Origin of the sequence: Kitasatospora sp. NPDC048407 (genome assembly GCF_043200475.1) — a bacterium.
Classification (GTDB): Bacteria; Actinomycetota; Actinomycetes; order Streptomycetales; family Streptomycetaceae; genus Kitasatospora.
Genome location: NZ_JBICXW010000012.1, coordinates 148,327 through 164,730, shown reverse-complemented (window position 1 = coordinate 164,730; position 16,404 = coordinate 148,327). Strand labels below are relative to the sequence as shown.

Annotated in this window: 13 protein-coding genes; 6 read left to right on the top strand and 7 right to left on the bottom strand. The window is 72.1% G+C overall.

Going from position 1 to position 16,404, the window contains the following annotated elements; genetic code table 11:
* Positions 1-38 precede the first annotated feature (38 nt).
* The gene (gene murJ, locus ACGFWJ_RS22620) at positions 39-2,270 is read right to left on the bottom strand and encodes a murein biosynthesis integral membrane protein MurJ (protein WP_392952320.1); all 2,232 of its coding nucleotides are present in this window, start codon (positions 2,268-2,270) and stop codon (positions 39-41) included.
* 304 nt (positions 2,271-2,574) lie between these two features.
* Positions 2,575-3,387 (bottom strand): phosphatase PAP2 family protein, encoded by an 813-nt coding sequence (locus ACGFWJ_RS22615; protein ID WP_392952317.1) that lies wholly within the window; start codon positions 3,385-3,387, stop codon positions 2,575-2,577.
* Positions 3,388-3,709: 322 nt separating this feature from the next.
* On the opposite strand from ACGFWJ_RS22615, the gene ACGFWJ_RS22610 reads away from it, so the two are divergent.
* The gene (locus tag ACGFWJ_RS22610; RefSeq protein ID WP_387638242.1) at positions 3,710-4,681 is read left to right on the top strand and encodes a sigma-70 family RNA polymerase sigma factor; all 972 of its coding nucleotides are present in this window, start codon (positions 3,710-3,712) and stop codon (positions 4,679-4,681) included.
* Positions 4,682-4,747: 66 nt separating this feature from the next.
* Positions 4,748-4,915: a hypothetical protein gene (locus ACGFWJ_RS22605; protein WP_387638240.1), complete on the top strand. Its 168-nt coding sequence runs from the start codon at positions 4,748-4,750 to the stop codon at positions 4,913-4,915.
* An 11-nt stretch (positions 4,916-4,926) separates the two neighbouring features.
* Here ACGFWJ_RS22605 and mscL read toward each other — a convergent pair whose 3' ends face one another.
* The 4 genes from mscL to ACGFWJ_RS22585 all read right to left on the bottom strand — a co-directional run bounded on the left by mscL (position 4,927) and on the right by ACGFWJ_RS22585 (position 9,340).
* A complete protein-coding gene (gene mscL / locus ACGFWJ_RS22600) occupies positions 4,927-5,340 on the bottom strand; it encodes a large conductance mechanosensitive channel protein MscL (protein WP_392952312.1) in 414 nt (137 codons plus the stop codon).
* A gap of 582 nt (positions 5,341-5,922) precedes the next feature.
* Complete coding sequence (locus tag ACGFWJ_RS22595) at positions 5,923-6,222, bottom strand: FmdB family zinc ribbon protein (protein ID WP_387638235.1); 300 nt, start codon at positions 6,220-6,222, stop codon at positions 5,923-5,925.
* 94 nt (positions 6,223-6,316) lie between these two features.
* Entirely contained in the window at positions 6,317-7,609 is a 1,293-nt protein-coding gene (locus tag ACGFWJ_RS22590) for an MFS transporter (RefSeq protein WP_392952310.1), read from the bottom strand.
* 210 nt (positions 7,610-7,819) lie between these two features.
* Positions 7,820-9,340, bottom strand: a complete 1,521-nt coding sequence (locus ACGFWJ_RS22585; RefSeq protein WP_392952307.1) for a potassium/proton antiporter — start codon at positions 9,338-9,340, stop codon at positions 7,820-7,822.
* 217 nt (positions 9,341-9,557) lie between these two features.
* On the opposite strand from ACGFWJ_RS22585, the gene ACGFWJ_RS22580 reads away from it, so the two are divergent.
* Positions 9,558-12,302, top strand: coding sequence for a penicillin acylase family protein (locus tag ACGFWJ_RS22580; RefSeq protein ID WP_392952305.1), 2,745 nt, complete (start codon positions 9,558-9,560; stop codon positions 12,300-12,302).
* A 197-nt stretch (positions 12,303-12,499) separates the two neighbouring features.
* Here ACGFWJ_RS22580 and ACGFWJ_RS22575 read toward each other — a convergent pair whose 3' ends face one another.
* Positions 12,500-13,096: a 5-formyltetrahydrofolate cyclo-ligase gene (locus ACGFWJ_RS22575; RefSeq protein ID WP_392952302.1), complete on the bottom strand. Its 597-nt coding sequence runs from the start codon at positions 13,094-13,096 to the stop codon at positions 12,500-12,502.
* A gap of 60 nt (positions 13,097-13,156) precedes the next feature.
* Here ACGFWJ_RS22575 and ACGFWJ_RS22570 point away from each other — a divergent pair, with 60 nt between their 5' ends.
* From ACGFWJ_RS22570 to glp, 3 genes are read left to right on the top strand one after another with little or no spacing between them, the layout of a single operon-like run.
* On the top strand, positions 13,157-13,996 hold the full coding sequence (locus ACGFWJ_RS22570; RefSeq protein WP_392952299.1) for a GGDEF domain-containing protein: 840 nt from the start codon (positions 13,157-13,159) through the stop codon (positions 13,994-13,996).
* Between the two features lie 57 nt (positions 13,997-14,053).
* A complete protein-coding gene (gene galU / locus ACGFWJ_RS22565) occupies positions 14,054-14,974 on the top strand; it encodes a UTP--glucose-1-phosphate uridylyltransferase GalU (protein WP_387638219.1) in 921 nt (306 codons plus the stop codon).
* 26 nt (positions 14,975-15,000) lie between these two features.
* Positions 15,001-16,314 carry a gephyrin-like molybdotransferase Glp gene (glp, locus tag ACGFWJ_RS22560; protein WP_387638217.1) on the top strand — a complete coding sequence of 438 codons (1,314 nt, stop codon included), beginning with the start codon at positions 15,001-15,003 and terminating at the stop codon, positions 16,312-16,314.
* The last annotated feature ends 90 nt before the right edge of the window (positions 16,315-16,404 follow it).

Genomic DNA, 16,404 nt, shown 5'->3' with positions numbered 1-16,404 from the left:
AGCACGCACCGGACACCGCCCGGCACCGACGGCGGACCCTAGCGGCGGTGCTTGCCCCCGGCGGCCGGGGCCGGCGTCGGGTACGGGATCCGCAGCTTGCGGGCGAACGGCGCCACCGACGCGCCCACGCCCAGCGGACGGGCCAGTACGAACAGCGACACCAGCACCGCGAGTGAGCCCGCCGCCAGCCCCACCAGGCTGCCGAACAGGTTCTCGCCGAACCGCCCCGCCAGCCAGTGCGCCGCGAACGCACCCGGCAGGCACGCCACGATCAGGCCCACGTGCAGGGTCACCAGCCGGAAGCCCTCCAGCCCACTGCCGCGCCGACCACCGCGCCGCACACCCAGATCCATGGTGGCGTTCGCCCCCGGCGAGAAGGCGTCGGTGCGCAGCACCATCGTCGAGTCCAGATCCCCGTTCGATTCCGGGGCGGGCGCGGCGGCCGGGGGAGCGCCCTTCGCCAGGCGGCGGCCCAGCGCGACGCCGGTCACCAGCACCGACAGGATGGCGGCCGCGGTGTGCGCCACCGCCATGCCGATCACCTTGTCCTGCAGCGGCAACACCTCGTACGCCACCCAGCACAGCGCGGCGTTGGTGCCGGTGGAGATCAGGGTCAGCCAGAACGGAGTCTTGGCGTCGCCCATCGCGTAGAAGCCGCGGGCCAGGCCGTACTGGGCGCAGAACGCGGGCAGTCCGATCGCGAAGGCCATCAGCAGTTGGCCCACCACCATGGCGTCGTCATGCACGGTCGGCCCCGAGCCGTAGCCGTACGCGGCCATCGCGATCTGCGAACCCAGCGCGAAGAACAGCACGGCGGCGGTCACCACCATCGCCGCCGAGGAGCGCAGCACCGCCGACAGGTCCTCGCCGATCTTCCGGTAGTCGCCCGCCGTCGCGGACCGCGCCATGCTCGGCAGCAGCGCCGTCACCAGCGACACCGTGATCACGCCCTGCGGGACCACGAACAGCGCGTAGGCGTTGTTGTAGGCGAAGATGCCGCGGCCGCCCAGGATGCCCGCGTCATGCGCCGCCTTGCCCGCACCGGTGCCCAGGCTGCTGATCACCGCGAAGGACAGCTGGGTGGCCGCCACCAGGGCCAGCGCCCAGCCCGCCGCGCGCAGTGGCCGGGTGAGGCCCGCACCGCGCCAGTCGAAGCGCGGACGGTAGGTGAAACCGGCCTTGCGCAGTGAAGGAAGCAGCGCGGCAGCCTGTACCACGATGCCCATGGTCGAGCCGAGACCCAGCAGCAGCGCGTCGCCGCTGCTCACCTCCTCGGCCGCGTACGCGTGGTGCCCCATCGCCAGGTAGCCGCCGAACACGCCGATCGCCACCACGTTGTTCAGCACCGGCGTCCACATCATGGCGCCGAACCGGTCGCGGGCGTTCAGTACCTGCCCGAGCAGGGTGAACACGCCGTAGAAGAAGATCTGCGGCAGGCAGTACCGGGCGAAGGTGATCGCCAGCTCGCGTTGCACCCCGTCGAACGTGGAATAGAGGTCGACGATCTGCGGGGCGAACAGCCACGCACCGAGCGTCAGCACCACCAGGATCGTCCCGCACAGGGTCAGCAGCCGGTCGGTGTACGCCTTGCCGCCGTCCTTGTGGGTCTGCATCGCGTGCACCAGCTCCGGCACGAACACCGAGGCCAGCACACCGCCGATCAGCATCATGTAGACGATGTTCGGCAGCGAGTTCGCGACGTTGAACGCCTCGCCGGCCGGGCCGATGGTCAGCGCCGCCACGATCACCGCGCTGCGCACGAAGCCCAGCGCACGGGACGCCAGCGAGCCCAGCGCCATGATCAGACCATTGCGCCCGGTGGACGCGGCGGGCTTGGCCGCCGGCGTCTCCGCCGCCTGTTCTCGCTCCTGCTCCTCGCTCGCCCGCGGCGCAGGCACCGGCACCGGGGCCTGCGGCGGGGGCGGCGGGTATCCGATTTGGTCGTACTCGCCGAACTGGTCGGGGATCCGGCTGAACTGCATGGTCGGCGGATCCTGCGGAACAGCCGGCGGATCCTGCGGAACGTACGGCCCGCGCTGCCGGGGGTACTGGCCAGCCTGCTGAGGGTGCTGCGGGCCGCCGTGCTGAGGATGCTGCGGGCCGCCCTGCTGGGGGTAGTGACCACCCGGCTGCTGGGCGTACTGGCCACCCTGCTGCGGGTACTGGCCGCCCTGCGGAACGTACGGACCACCCTGCTGCGGGTACTGGCCGCTCTGCTGCGCGTACGGGTCGTACGGGTCGGTCGGGCCGTCCGCGGTGTGCGTGGTCATCGGACCCCCCGTCGATCGGTGCCCGTGCGGCGTTGCGTGGGAATGTGCGGGAGTTCCGGTCCGGCCGGGCTCCATCTGCCGGTTGCAGGGTGCATCCAGCCGCAGAAGTCTGCCGTAATTCGGCACCCGATGGGGAGTCGGGTGCCGTTCGGGGGCCGATCCGGCCCGTCGCGGTGGGCGTTCGGAGGCCGTGGCGGGTCGTCTGCCGAGCGCCGTTTCCGCCCGGAAACATGCGGAATGCCGCCCACGTCCGTTCCCTCCCCCGGACGGCCCGGATGCGGAGTGTGACCTTGCTCACGAACCGTCAGGAACGGCCCGGGTCGCCGTCCGCCTCGACCGGCAGCGGCGGGGCCAGCACTCGCTGCACTCGGGGCCGCAGGCGCCAGTGCAGTCGGCGGACGTCCCGGCCGAGCCGGCCAGGCAGCCAGAGTTCGACCGCCAGCGTCACCCCGGCCAGCACCGCGGCCGCCGCCGCCCAGCCGGCCAGCACGTCGCTGGGGTAGTGCACGCCCAGTGCGAGCCTGGTCCAGCCGACGCCCAGCACGGTGAGCGCCGCGCCGGTGCCCGCCACCGCCCGGACCGCCCGGTCCGCCCGCGGCCAGAGCAGGACCAGCAGCGCCCCGCAGGCCACCGCCGAGGCGATCGCGTGCCCGGACGGGAAGCCCGCGCCGGAGCCCACCGCGACCGGGTCGGCGAAGTGCGGCCGGGCCCGGCCGATCAGCGCCCGGCCCGCCCCGCTGACCGTCCAGCCCAGCAGGCCGACCGCGACCACCCAGCCGGCCAGCACCCGGGCGCGCACGCACCACAGCCACAGCGCGGCGGCGCCGAGCAGGGCGCGCATCGTCCACGGGGCGCCGATGTCGGCCAGCGTCTGCATGGCCGCCGTCCACACCGGGTGCCGCAGCGCGTACCGGTGCAGCGCCGCCACCCAGCCGTGGTCCAGTCGGTCCAGCGGCGACCAGCCGGTTCTCACCAGAACCAGCAGCACCGTGAACAGCAGCAGACCCGTCAGCCCGATCCAGGCACAACGGAGCAGTGTCCGGCGTTGAACCGGAGAGCGGCGGCGGCCGGCCGGGGGCCGGTCGACCGACGGGGAGCCATCGGTGGACTGGTGCATGACAGACACCTTCCCAACGGCGGGAGACCAGTCGGCCGTCCGTCGATAGCGATTCGGCATCAGTTGTGCGGATGTGTCGCGAAGACTCCGCACCGGTTCGGTGGCGGCGGGTGGATGCGGGGTGTGCGAGCTGCGTCACGCTGAGTGTATCGACGGATGAAAATCGGCAGGATACTGCATGGCTCACGAAAAACTGAGCCACTTGGGAATGTTGTCCGATTTCTGTGCGTTGGATCGTTACGTGTGAGCCGGGAACTGGCCCACACGGTTGTGCCAGGCGGCGGAACGGAGCGCCCCCGGCCTCGTCAGTGAGGGAGCAAGCATGGCCACCCGTGCCGTCGTACGCGACAGGGCCGATCGGACTCGCACCGCCCGACCGACCAACCTCGAAGCCGACCGCGATCTGGTCGGCATGTACCTCGACGAGATCGCCAGGACGCCCCTGCTCGACGCCGCCGAGGAGGTCGAGCTGTCCCTGCGCATCGAGGCCGGAGTCTTCGCCCAGCACCTGCTGGACGAGGAGGAGCAGCTCGACGGCGCCAGCACGGAGGAGCTCCGCGCGATAGCCGACGACGCCGAGCGCGCCAAGGACGTCTTCATCCGCTCCAACCTGCGCCTGGTGGTCGCCGTCGCCCGCCGCTACCCGCGCAGCGGCCTCCCCCTGCTCGACCTGATCCAGGAGGGCAACGCCGGCCTGGTCCGTGCGGTGGAGAAGTTCGACTACTCCAAGGGCTTCAAGTTCTCCACCTACGCGACGTGGTGGATCCGCCAGGCGATCACCCGCTCGATCGCCGACCAGTCCCGCACCATCCGGCTGCCCGTCCACCTGGTCGAGGAGCTCGGCCGGATCCGCCGGGTGCAGCGCGAGAAGGCCAAGGAGCTGGGCCGCGAGCCCGAGCCCGCCGAGATCGCCGCCGAGCTGGACACCACCGAGCAGCGGGTCAAGGACGTACTCGACTGGGCCCGTGACCCGGTCAGCCTGAACATGGCGGTCGACGACGAGGGCGAGACCCAGTTCGGAGACCTGGTGGAGGACACCGGAGCCGTCTCGCCGGAGGACGCAGTGCTGGTGATGCTTCGCCGCGAGGAGCTGGACGGCCTGATCGGCCGCCTCGACGACCGCACCGCCTCCATCATCCGCAGCCGCTACGGCATGGAGGACGGCCGCGAGCGGACGCTGACGGAGGTCGGCAAGCAGCACGGCCTGACGCGCGAGCGGATCCGGCAGATCGAGAAGCACGCGCTGGCCGAGCTGAAGAAGATCGCCGACCACGCGGGCTTCGAAGCCGCGTGACCATCGACGCACAACCAGTCCTTCGGGCGCCCCTGCGGGGGCGCCCGTCGGTTCTAGAGTGGACGAATGACCGAGCAGGACGAGACGAACAAGCCCAAGCCGCGACTGGTCTTCAAGGACCCGTTCGAGCAGCAGACCAGTGACGACACCGACCGCGGCTGGGGTGAGTCGCAGGGCGGGCGGGGGCTGGACTGGTACCTCGACCAGCGGCCCCCGCACCACGGCGAGAAGTAGCAGCGCAGCCCTCAGCGGCTGACCAGCGCGTCGCGGATCTCGGTGAGCAGTTGGACCTCCTTCACCTCGGCGCTCAGTACCTCTTCCTCGACCGTCTTCCGCTTCTCCATGTAGTGGTTCATCGGCAGGACGATCAGGAAGTACACAACAGCGGCGATGATGATGAAACTGATCACGGCACTGATCACCGAGCCCCACAGGATGAAGATGCCGGAGGTCACGTTGCCACTCGCGTCCATCGAGCACGGCCCCCGGAGGCAGGACGCGTAGCTGTTCAGGTCCTTGGTGCCGATCAGCCCGAGGAGCGGGTTGATGATGCCCTTGACGAACGCATTGACGACGTTGGTGATGGCCGCACCGATGACGACGGCGACGGCCAGGTCCACCACGTTGCCGCGGAGCAGGAATTCCTTGAAGCCTTTCATGCCGCGTCGAACGGCGGCAGTACGCGTAGGTCACGGGTGAATCCACAGCCCTCCGGTTGACGCCCGGGGGCATCCGGCGGCTCCCGGACCGGGCGGGGGAGCGGGCCGCAGCGGGCCCGAGGTGAACGCGGCGGCCAGCGCCAGGCAGGCCACCGCGAGCAGGCCCGGACGCCGGCGCACGGCCTGCCGCAAGCGGTGGCGGCCCCGCGCGGTGCCCCGGATCGGTGGAAAATCGGGCACTTCGCGGCGCGGCGGCACCGGCGCGGCGGGCAGCGGGGGAAGCACGAAGGCGGTCATGGCGGCAGGCCCTTCCTCGGGAACGGCGGCCCCGACCGGGGTCGCGGCAGCCATCCTGCGCCCGCCCCGCGGCCCGCGCCCGCCGATATCCCCACCCTGTGGATAACCCGGCCCTGTGGAAAACCGCCGTCACCCGCAGGGCTGAACCGCTGCGCCGTTCGGAGCACACCCCGCAGGCGCCGCGCCCCGCCGTCCGGAGGAACCCGCGTAACCGCCCCGGACACGCCGGCAGGCCCCGCCCGGTCGGTACCCGGGCGGGGCCTGCTGCGCTGCTGCTTCAGGCGATCAGCTTGCGGCCGGAGCCGAGCTGCTGCTGGTCGACGACGAGGCCGACGAAGAAGAGGTCGAGGTGCTCGACGAGGACGACGACGAGGCCGAGGACGAGGAGCTCAGCGAGCTGCTGGAGCTGCTGCGGCTGTCGGTGCGGTAGAAGCCGGAGCCCTTGAAGACCACGCCCACGGCCGAGAAGACCTTACGGAGCTTCCCCTGGCAGACGGGGCACGTGGTCAGCGCGTCGTCGCTGAACTTCTGCACCGCCTCGAGGCTGTTGCCGCACTCGGTGCACTGGTACTGGTACGTGGGCACTTTCCGCTTCCTCCTGCACTCCCCCTGGCACTCTCACGCTACGAGTGCTAACGACGGTCCATGATGCGGCATTCCGCTGGTGGAGTCCAGCGGCTCAGCCGCGCAGACCCGCTCCGGCCGGCTCCTGACGGGCGTCGGCACCGTGAACCACCGTACGGCCGGGGGCGGCCGGAGCGAGCAGCAGGCCGCGCATCGTGACCATCGCCACCAGGCCGAGGCCGGAGCCGATCAGCGCGACGGCGAAGCCCAGCGAGGGCCCGGAGTGGTCGATCAGCTGGCCTGCGGCGGTGGAGCCGACCGCCAGTCCGAGGCCGATGGCGCCGGTCAGCCAGGTGAACGCCTCGGTCTCGGCACCGTCCGCGACCAGGGTCTCCACCAGGGTGTAGCCGGTGATCAGGGTGGGGGCGATGGCCAGGCCGCAGAACAGGCCGGCGATCGCCAGCGAGACCAGGTTCGGCATCGCCCACAGGGTGGAGCAGCCGATCACCAGCAGCGCGTAGCAGGCGAGCATCCGCTGCCGGGCCGAGCTGCGCCACGGGATCAGGCCGTAGAGCACGCCGGCGACCATCGAGCCGGCCGCGAACAGGCCGTAGACCGGTCCGCTGAGGCCGGGGGTGCCGGCGTCCTCGGCGAAGGCGGTGATGGAGACCTGGAGCGCGCCGAAGACGGTGCCGAGGCCGAGGAACCCGCCGGCCAGCAGTCGCACGCCGGGGGAGGCCAGCGCGGAGGCGCGGCGCAGGCCGGGGGCGGCGGGGCCGCTGGGGGCGGGGGCGGTGCCGCGGCGGGCGGCGAAGGCCAGGCCGCCGATCACGGTGAGGGTGGCCTCGGCGATCAGCCCGACAGACGGGTTGACCGCGGTGGCGATGCCGGTGGCCAGCACCGGGCCGATCACGAAGGTGAACTCGTCGGTGACGGACTCGAAGGCGAACGCGGTGTTCAGCAGCGCGGGCCGCTGGTTCAGCCGGTTCACCCAGCGGGCCCGGACCATGGCGCCGACCTGCGGCACGGAGGCGCCGGCCGGGGCGGCGGCGAGGAACAGCGTCCACTCGGGGGCGCCGCCGTGGGCGAGCGCGATCAGCGTGCCCACCGCGGCGGCGTGCACCAGGACGGCGGGGACCAGCACGGCGGCCTGGCCGTGCCGGTCGGCGAGCCGGCCGGTCTGCGGGCCGATCAGGGCCTGCGAGACGGCTGCGGTCGCGGCGACGGCGCCGGCCAGGCCGTAGGAGCCGGTGGTGTCGCGCACCAGCAGCACGATGCCGAGGCCGAGCATGGCGTACGGCAGTCGGGCGACCAGGGCGGGGAGCAGGAAGGTCCAGGCGCGCGGGGTGCGCAGCAGGGCCACGTAGCCGTTGGAGGTGGTGTCGTCGACCGGTCGGCGGGCCGCCACGGTCGGTCCTCTCTGCTGCCTGGTAGCGCGGGACCGGGCAAGCGAAAAGGAACCGGGACCGGCGCCGAGAGTCGTCCTCTCGCGCGTCGACCGGGGTTGTTACCGGGCCCGGGCGGTGCGCCTCGGGGCCCGGCCGCCGAGCGGTCGCGCCGACTCTGCATCAGGCAGATGATGCGGGGGAATCGGGGTTTCAGCCTTCAGCTTAGCGGTTCAGCCCGCTTTCCTTCTGGGAACGGAAGGTGAAGCCTCGGCATTGTGCAACCAGCCGGCCAGCTTGCCGCCCTGGTCGACGGCGCGCAGCCGGTGTTCGGCGGCCTCCGAGACCTCGTCCGTGGTGACCACCAGCAGTTCGTCGCCCTCGCGTAGCACCGTCATCCGCTCCGGGACGAAGCTGGAGCCCTCGCGGACCACCAGGGTGACGGCGGCGCCCTTGGGCAGGCGCAGCTCGGAGACCTCGACGCCGGACATCCGGGAGCCGGCGGCCAGCTGCACGGACAGCAGGTGGCCGTGCAGCTTCTCCAGCGGGGCGGATTCGATGTCCAGGTCCTGGCCCATGTCGCCCTCGCCGATCTTCAGCCAGCGGGCGACCATCGGCAGCGTCGGGCCCTGGAGCAGGGTGAAGACCACGACCAGGATGAACACCACGTTGAACAGCTGCTCGGCGTCGGCCGCGCCGGACACCAGCGGGATGGTGGCGAGCACGATGGGCACGGCGCCGCGCAGTCCGGCCCAGGACAGCAGGGCCTGCTCCTGCCAGGAGATCCGGAACGGCGTCATGCTGACCATCACCGACAGCGGCCGGGCGACGAACACCAGTACGGTGCCGGCCACCAGGCCCGGAATGATCGCCGAGCCCATGCTCGCGGGGGTGACCAGCAGACCGAGCAGCACGAACATGCCGATCTGGCCGATCCAGGCGAGTCCGTCGGCGAAGCCGCGCACCGCGGGGCCGTGCGGCAGCTTGGAGTTTCCGAGGACCACCGAGGCGAGGTACGCGGCCAGGAAGCCGGAGGCGTGCAGCAGCGCGCCGCCCGCGTAGGCGAGCACGATCAGCCCGAGCACCGCGATCGGGTACAGGCCGGAGGAGGGCAGCGCGACCCGGCGCATCGCGTACGCGCCGAGCTTGCCGACCGCGAGTCCGACGGCCGCGCCGATCGCCAGTTCCATGGCGATGGTGCCGAGCAGCACGTACCAGGAGTCGAGTTCGCCGGTGGTGGCGAAGGCCACCACCAGGATCACCACGGGCGCGTCGTTGAAGCCGGACTCGGCTTCCAGCAGGCCGGTGAGGCGCTTGGGCAGCGGGACCGTCCGCAGCACCGAGAAGACCGCCGCGGCGTCGGTGGAGGAGACGATCGCGCCGAGCAGCAGCGCGGTGCGCCACTCCAGGCCGACCAGCCAGTGCGCGCCGGCGGCGGTGACGAACACCGAGACCGCGACGCCGACGGTGGCGAGCACGGCGGCTGCCGGTACGACCGGTTTGATCGCCTTCCAGCTGGTTTTGAGTCCACCCTCGGCGAGGATGACCACCAGGGCCGCGTAGCCCAGGACCTGAGTGAGTTCGGCGTTGTTGAAACTTATGCCGATGCCGTTCTGGCCGAGCAGGACACCGATGCCGAGGTACAGCAGCAGTGACGGCAGCCCTGTTCGGGTGGAGAGCCTGACGGCGCCGACGGCGACGAGCAGGATGACGGCGGACTCGAGAAGCAGCTCGTTCAGGTGGTCAACGGTCACGCAGGGGCACCTCGGGGCAGGAAGGGCGGCTGACGGATCGTTACTCAGTCTAACATTTTACTTGATCTTTACGCTAGTCCCTCCTTTCATCCAGGCCCGATAGGGTCCGAACGGCACCGGCGAAGCCCTGCCGGTGTCCCCCGTGCACAGCTGCCGCTGCCGTCGCCCTAATGTGGTGACCTGTTACGGCTGCACGCTCCCTCATACAAGGACTCGGATGCCCCGCTCGAAGAAGTTCCGGCGCGCACGTCTGATCGTGATCCTGCTGGCCGTGCTGCTGGTGGCGGGTCTGGCCGGCGGCGGCTGGTGGGCAGTGGACACCGTCCGCTCGTCGTTCCCGCAGGTCAGCGGCACCGTCAAGGTGCCCGGCATGTCCGCCCCGGTGGACGTGGTGCGCGACGACAAGGGCATCCCGCAGCTGTACGCCGACACCGACGCCGACCTGTTCCGCGGCCAGGGCTACGTCCAGGCGCAGGACCGGTTCTGGGAGATGGACGTCCGACGGCACATCACCGCCGGCCGGCTCTCCGAGATGTTCGGCTCCGGCACGGTGGAGAAGGACAGCTTCCTGCGCACCATGGGCTGGCGTCAGGTGGCCCAGAAGGAGTGGGACACCACGCTGTCCGAGGAGACCAAGCGCAACCTGACCGCGTACACCGAGGGCGTGAACGCCTGGCTGGCCGAGCACCCCGGCGGGGCCGGCGCCTCGGTCGAGTACGCGCTGCTCGGCGCCGTCAACTCCGGCTACACGCCCGAGAAGTGGGACCCGGTCGACTCGGTGGCCTGGCTGAAGGCGATGGCCTGGAGCCTGTCCGGCAACATGCAGGAGGAGATCGACCGCTCGCTGCTAACGCAGAACTTCACCACCGAGCAGATCGCCCAGCTCTACCCGGACTACCCGTACGACCGCAACGGCACCATCGTGAAGACCGGCAAGGTCGTCACGGACGGCACCTATACCCCCGGCGAGGGCGCCACCGTGCCCGCCCAGCCCGGCAGCGCCGCCGCGGTGACCACCGCTCAGGCCCGGGCCGTGACCCAGCAGCTGCTCGGTGACCTGTCCGGCAAGATGGGCGAGATGCCGCAGCTGCTCGGCCCCAACGGGCAGGGCATCGGCTCCAACTCCTGGGTCGTCTCCGGCGCCAACACCACCACCGGCAAGCCGATGCTGGCCAACGACCCGCACCTCGGCCCCGGTATGCCGTCGATCTGGTACCAGATGGGCCTGCACTGCCGCGCCGCCTCCGCCGCCTGCACCTACGACACGGCCGGCTACACCTTCGCCGGCATGCCGGGCGTCGTCATCGGCCACAACAAGGACATCGCCTGGGGCTTCACCAACCTCGGCGCCGACGTCACCGACCTGTACCTGGAGAAGGTCACCGGCCCCGACACCTACCTGCTCGACGGCAAGGACGTGAAGTTCACCGTCCGCAAGGAGACCATCAAGGTCGCCGGCGGCTCGGACCGGACCATCACCGTCCGCACCACGCAGGACGGCATGCCGATGATCTCCGACCAGTCCTCCGAGGACCAGAAGATCGGCAGCTACGCGCCCGCCGGCAACGCCGCCCCCGACCGGGCGGCCGGCTACGGCGTCGCGCTGCGCTGGACCGCGCTCGTCCCCGGCAAGACCATGGACGCCGTCTTCAAGCTCGACAAGGCCAGCGACTTCACCACCTTCCGGGCCGCCGCGCAGGACTTCGCCGTCCCCGCGCAGAACCTGATCTACGCCGACACCAAGGGCAACATCGGCTACCAGGCCCCCGGCCTGATCCCGGTCCGCGGCAAGGGCGACGGCCGCTACCCCGCCCCCGGCTGGGACTCCACCTACGCCTGGAACGCGAACTACCTGCCGTTCAAGTCGCTGCCCTACGCGTACAACCCGCCCGAGGGCTACATCGTCACGGCCAACCAGGCCGTCGTCGACGACACCTACAAGCCGCTGCTCACCAAGGACTGGGAGTACGGCACCCGCGCCAAGGAGATCACCGACCAGATTCAGTCGAAGCTGAAGAACGGCGGCAAGATCTCCCTCAACGACATGCAGTCCATGCAGCTCGACAACACCAGCGTGCTCGCCAAGGAACTCGTCCCGCTGCTGCTCAAGGTCCAGATCGACGACCCGTACGTGCGCGAGGCCCAGGACCTGCTGAAGGACTGGAACTACCACCAGGACGCCGACTCCGCCGCCGCCGCGTACTACAACGGCGTCTGGCGGAACCTGCTGATGCTCTCCTTCGGCCAGAAGTTCCCGGCCGACCTGCGGGTCGAGGGCGACTGCCTGCTGGTCCGCCAGAAGCGCGACAACACGCTCCCCGACGACGCGCTCGGCGGCGCCGCGCAGGCCGTCACCGAGTGCGGCACCCGCAAGCCCTCGCTGGCCCAGCCCGACGGCGGCGACCGCTGGATGGAGGTCGTCCGCCAGCAGCTCGCCGACCCCAAGTCGCCGTGGTGGGACTACATCGACTCCAACCACCAGCAGCAGCACGGCCTGGACAAGCTGCTCGCCGAGGCCCTCAAGGACGCCCGCCAGGACCTCACCTCGCGCCTCGGCAAGGACATCTCCACCTGGAGCTGGGGCCGGCTCCACCAGCTGACCCTGCAGGAGCCCACGCTCGGCACCGACGACTCGTCGATCGCCTCCACCGCCGTCCACAAGCTGCTCAACCGGGGCCCGTACAAGATGTCCGGCGGCAGCGCCGCGGTCGACGCCACCGGCTGGAACGCCGCCGCCGGCTACGACGTCGACTGGATCCCCTCGATGCGCATGGTCGTCGACCTCAGCGACTTCGACGCCTCCCGCTGGATCAACGTCGGCGGCGCCTCCGGCCACACCTTCCACCCCAACTACAACGACCAGACCGACCTCTGGGCCAAGGGCGAACTCCTCCCCTGGTCCTACACCAAGGACGCCGTCACCAAGTCCGGGAAGAACACCCTCACCCTGACCGCCGGCTGACAGCCCCTGCCCCAACGGAGGCGGACCCCCAACGACAAGGGGGTCCGCCTCCGGCGCGTTCCGGGGCGGAACTCCGGAGAGCGGGGCACAGCGGCGCCGCGGACGGTGGCCGCCTGGGGTGGGCCGGCAGGCCGGCTTCCGGTGGAACGGCGGCCCTGCCGACCTCCGTGCCACCCTGCCTCCGGCGTTCCCCGCGGTCAGTCCGCGAAGCGGGTCACGCCGGCCGGGGTGACCACGGCGTGGACCGGGAGGTCATGGGGTTCGGCGGGGACGGCGGGGAGAAGCTCGTGCGGGTAGAGCAGGGTGGCCAGCAGCGGGTGGGCGCCGGCGCGGGCGAGGCGGGCCAGGACGCGGTCGTAGGAGCCGCCGCCGCGGCCGAGCCGGATGCCGCGGGCGTCGACGGCCAGGCCGGGGAGCAGGACGACGTCGGCCTCGCGGACGGCGTCGGGGCCGAGGCGGTCGGCGAGCGGTTCGAGCAGCCCGCGGGTGGCGGGTGCCAGCCGGGCCTCGCTCTCGTAGGGGGCCCAGTCGAGGTCGTTGTCCGGCAGCAGGACCGGCAGCAGGACCCGCGCCCCGGCGGCCGCCAGCGCGGCCAGCAGCGGGCGGGTGCCGGGTTCGGCGCCGACCGAGACGTACGCGGCGACGGTGCCGCCCGGCGGCACCAGCTCCGTCGCGTGCTCCGCCAGCGCCCGGGCCGCCGAGGCCCGCTGTTCGGCGGTGAGGGCCCGCCGTTCGGCGAGCAGCCGTGACCTGAGCGCCGCCTTGTCGTTGGACAACTGATCCGCAGACACCATCCGTATCCCTTCGGCTCCGTCATTCGCAGTGACACGAGCCTGACACGTCGAGGCCGCCGCATGCCCACCCCGCTCCTGCTCCAGGCCCTGGCCGTGCTCGGCGCGGCCGCCCCGGTCGCCGCCGGCGTCGCGGCGCTGCGCCGCCGCGGGGCCGGGGCCGCGCCCGGCGGCAGGGAGACGGAACTTCTGGCGAAGATCGCGGAACTGACGGCGGAACGGGACGAGTTGCGCCGCACCGCGTCCTGCGACCCGCTCACCGGGGTGTGGAACTACCGGCACCTCCAGCTCACCCTGGACCAGGAGATCGAACGGGCCCGCCGGGCCGAGGCCACCGCCGTCGACCCGCGCCCGCTGTCGGTGCTGATGGTGGAGCTCGTCGGCTTCGACGCGCTGGTCGCCGAGCACGGCCGCTCGCGCGCCAACGGGATGCTGCGCGACCTCGCCCAGCGGCTGGCCGTGGAGATCCGCAGCTGCGACACGCTGGGCCGATACGGCGGCGAGGAGTTCCTGGTACTGCTGCCCGACACCGCCCCGGAGGGCGCCGCCCAGGTCGCCGAGCGGCTCTGCTGGTCGGTGCGCCGGCACCGCCTGACCGACCGTCACCCCGGCGAGCCGGCCGACCCGGAGGCCCGCAGCGGGCTGACCGCCGCGATCGGCCTGGCCGTACTGCCCCGGGACGGCGCGCACGCCGCCGTCCTGCTGCGGGCCGCCGACCGCGCGCTCGCCGAGGCCAGGGCGGCCGGCGGCGACTGCTGGCGCCCCGCTCCGTCCGGCCCGCCCGCGTCGAGCGGTCCGGACGCTTCACCGGTGCCCGGTAAGGTGTTTTCCGGCCCCGGCGGGAACCCCCTCGCCCCGCCCGTGACCACCGTCGGCCCCCATACGACCGGTGACCGGCCCTGACCGACGATTCATCCGCCTCTCAGCGGGGTGGAGTTCCTGCCTTAGTAAGGTCGACGCATGACGAACAAGCACGCCCGCACGCCGGTCACCAAGGCAGTCGTCCCCGCTGCCGGCCTCGGCACCAGGTTCCTCCCCGCCACCAAGGCCACGCCGAAGGAGATGCTCCCGGTCGTCGACAAGCCGGCCATCCAGTACGTCGTGGAGGAGGCCGCCTCGGCCGGTCTGTCCGACATACTGATGGTCACCGGTCGCAACAAGCGTGCTCTGGAAGACCACTTCGACCGCGCGTACGAGCTGGAGGAGCTGCTCACCCGCAAGGGCGACCACGACCGTCTGCGCCGCGTCCAGGAGTCCGTGCAGCTGGCCAACATGCACTACGTCCGCCAGGGCGACCCGAAGGGCCTCGGCCACGCCGTCTCGGTCGCCGAACAGCACGTCGCGGGCCAGCCGTTCGCCGTCCTGCTCGGCGACGACCTGATCGACCCCCGGGACCCGCTGCTGGCCCGCATGATCGAGGTGCAGCAGGAACTCGGCGGCTCCGTGGTCGCGCTGATGGAGGTCGACCCCGCGCAGATCCACCTGTACGGCTGCGCCGCCGTCAAGCCCAACGGCTTCGGCGAGGACGTCTTCCAGGTGACCGACCTGGTCGAGAAGCCCGACACCGCCGACGCCCCGTCCAACTACGCGGTCATCGGCCGCTACGTGCTCGACCCGGCCGTCTTCGACGTGCTGCGCGAGACCCCGCCCGGCCGCGGCGGCGAGATCCAGCTGACCGACGCGCTGCGCGAACTCGCCACCCGCGACGAGAACGCCGGCGGCCCGGTCTACGGTGTGCTGTTCAAGGGCCGCCGCTACGACACCGGCGACCGCGCCGACTACCTGCGCGCGATCGTCCGGCTGGCCGCCGAGCGCGAGGACCTCGGCCCCGAATTCCGGACCTGGCTGCGGCAGTTCGTCGCCGCCGAGATGCAGGGCTGACCCACCACGAAGGCGAGCGTGAGGCGATGACCGGGAAGCACGACCCCTGCGGAGAGGGCGCCGGCTCCCCGGCCTCGCCGCGCCTGTGGAGCGTCGACGAACACCTCGCCGACGTGCTCTTCGCGGCCGCCCCGCTGCCGCCCATCGAACTGCGGCTGCTCGACGCCCAGGGCTGCCGGCTCGCCGAGGACGTGCGGGCCGGCGCCGACCTGCCGCCGTTCGACAACAGCTCGATGGACGGCTACGCGCTGCGCACCGCCGACACCGTGCGGGCCACCGGGCAGTACCCGTCGGTGCTCGCCGTGGTCGGCGACATCGCCGCCGGGGCCGGCGACCTGCCCAAGGTCGGCCCCGGCCAGGCCGCCCGGATCATGACCGGCGCCCCCGTCCCGCCCGGCGCCGAGGCCGTCGCCCCGGTCGAGTGGACCGACGGCGGCACCGGCACCGGGCAGGCCGCCGACGCGATGGGCGGCGCCGACGAGGGCACCGAGGTGCGGGTGCTGCGCCCGGTCTCCGAGGGCGCGTTCATCCGCCGCCGCGGCAGCGACGTCACCGCCGGGGACACCGTGCTGGAGGCCGGCACCGTGCTCGGCCCCACCCAGATCGGCCTGCTGGCCGCGATCGGCCGGGCCACCGTCCGGGTCCGCCCCCGGCCGCGCGTCGTGGTGCTCTCCACCGGCAGCGAACTCGTCCAGCCCGGCGAGGAGACCGGCCCCGGCCGGATCCACGACTCCAACTCCTTCACCCTGACCGCCGCCGCGATCGCCGCCGGCGCCGTCGCCTACCGGGTCGGCGGCGTCCCCGACGAGGCGTCAACTCTCCGCGCGGTACTGGAGGACCAGCTCGGCCGGGCCGACCTGATCGTCACCAGCGGCGGCGTCTCCGTCGGCGCGTACGACGTGGTCAAGGAGGTGTTCGCCGACTACGCCGGCGTGGACTTCCGGCGGCTGAGGATGCAGCCCGGCAAGCCGCAGGGCTACGGCCGGATCGGCGGCGAGCGGGGCGTGCCGCTGCTCGCGCTGCCCGGCAACCCGGTGAGCGCGTACATCTCGTTCGAGTTGTTCGTCCGCCCCGTCATCCGCACCATGCTCGGCGCCCCCGACGTGCACCGCCCCGTGGTGCGCGCCACCACCACCGCCGCGCTGCGCTCCCCGGCCGGACGGCGGCAGTACCTGCGCGGACGGTACCGCCCGGCGGACGGCACGGTCGGTCCGGTCGGTGGCGAGGGATCGCACCTGGTCGGGGCGCTGGCCCAGGCCGACTGCCTGATCACGGTGCCCGAGGACACCACCGCACTGCCGGCCGGCAGCCCCGTCGATGTGCTCCTTCTCACGGACTGACCCGCGCGGGGCGGTACGGTAGCGCGAGATTCGCACCGTGTTACTGGAGCCCATTCGTGACCGACACACCCCCCGGCGACCGCCTCACGC

Bases quoted from the DNA above. Each gene is read 5' to 3' on its own strand.
- ACGFWJ_RS22575 (WP_392952302.1), bottom strand. From the start codon at position 13,096: ATGGTGTCTGCGGATCAGTTGTCCAACGACAAGGCGGCGCTCAGGTCA.
- ACGFWJ_RS22610 (WP_387638242.1), top strand. From the start codon at position 3,710: ATGGCCACCCGTGCCGTCGTACGCGACAGGGCCGATCGGACTCGCACC.
- ACGFWJ_RS22605 (WP_387638240.1), top strand. From the start codon at position 4,748: ATGACCGAGCAGGACGAGACGAACAAGCCCAAGCCGCGACTGGTCTTC.
- glp (WP_387638217.1), top strand. From the start codon at position 15,001: ATGACCGGGAAGCACGACCCCTGCGGAGAGGGCGCCGGCTCCCCGGCC.
- galU (WP_387638219.1), top strand. From the start codon at position 14,054: ATGACGAACAAGCACGCCCGCACGCCGGTCACCAAGGCAGTCGTCCCC.
- ACGFWJ_RS22580 (WP_392952305.1), top strand. From the start codon at position 9,558: ATGCCCCGCTCGAAGAAGTTCCGGCGCGCACGTCTGATCGTGATCCTG.
- murJ (WP_392952320.1), bottom strand. From the start codon at position 2,270: ATGACCACGCACACCGCGGACGGCCCGACCGACCCGTACGACCCGTAC.
- ACGFWJ_RS22570 (WP_392952299.1), top strand. From the start codon at position 13,157: ATGCCCACCCCGCTCCTGCTCCAGGCCCTGGCCGTGCTCGGCGCGGCC.
- ACGFWJ_RS22615 (WP_392952317.1), bottom strand. From the start codon at position 3,387: ATGCACCAGTCCACCGATGGCTCCCCGTCGGTCGACCGGCCCCCGGCC.
- mscL (WP_392952312.1), bottom strand. From the start codon at position 5,340: ATGAAAGGCTTCAAGGAATTCCTGCTCCGCGGCAACGTGGTGGACCTG.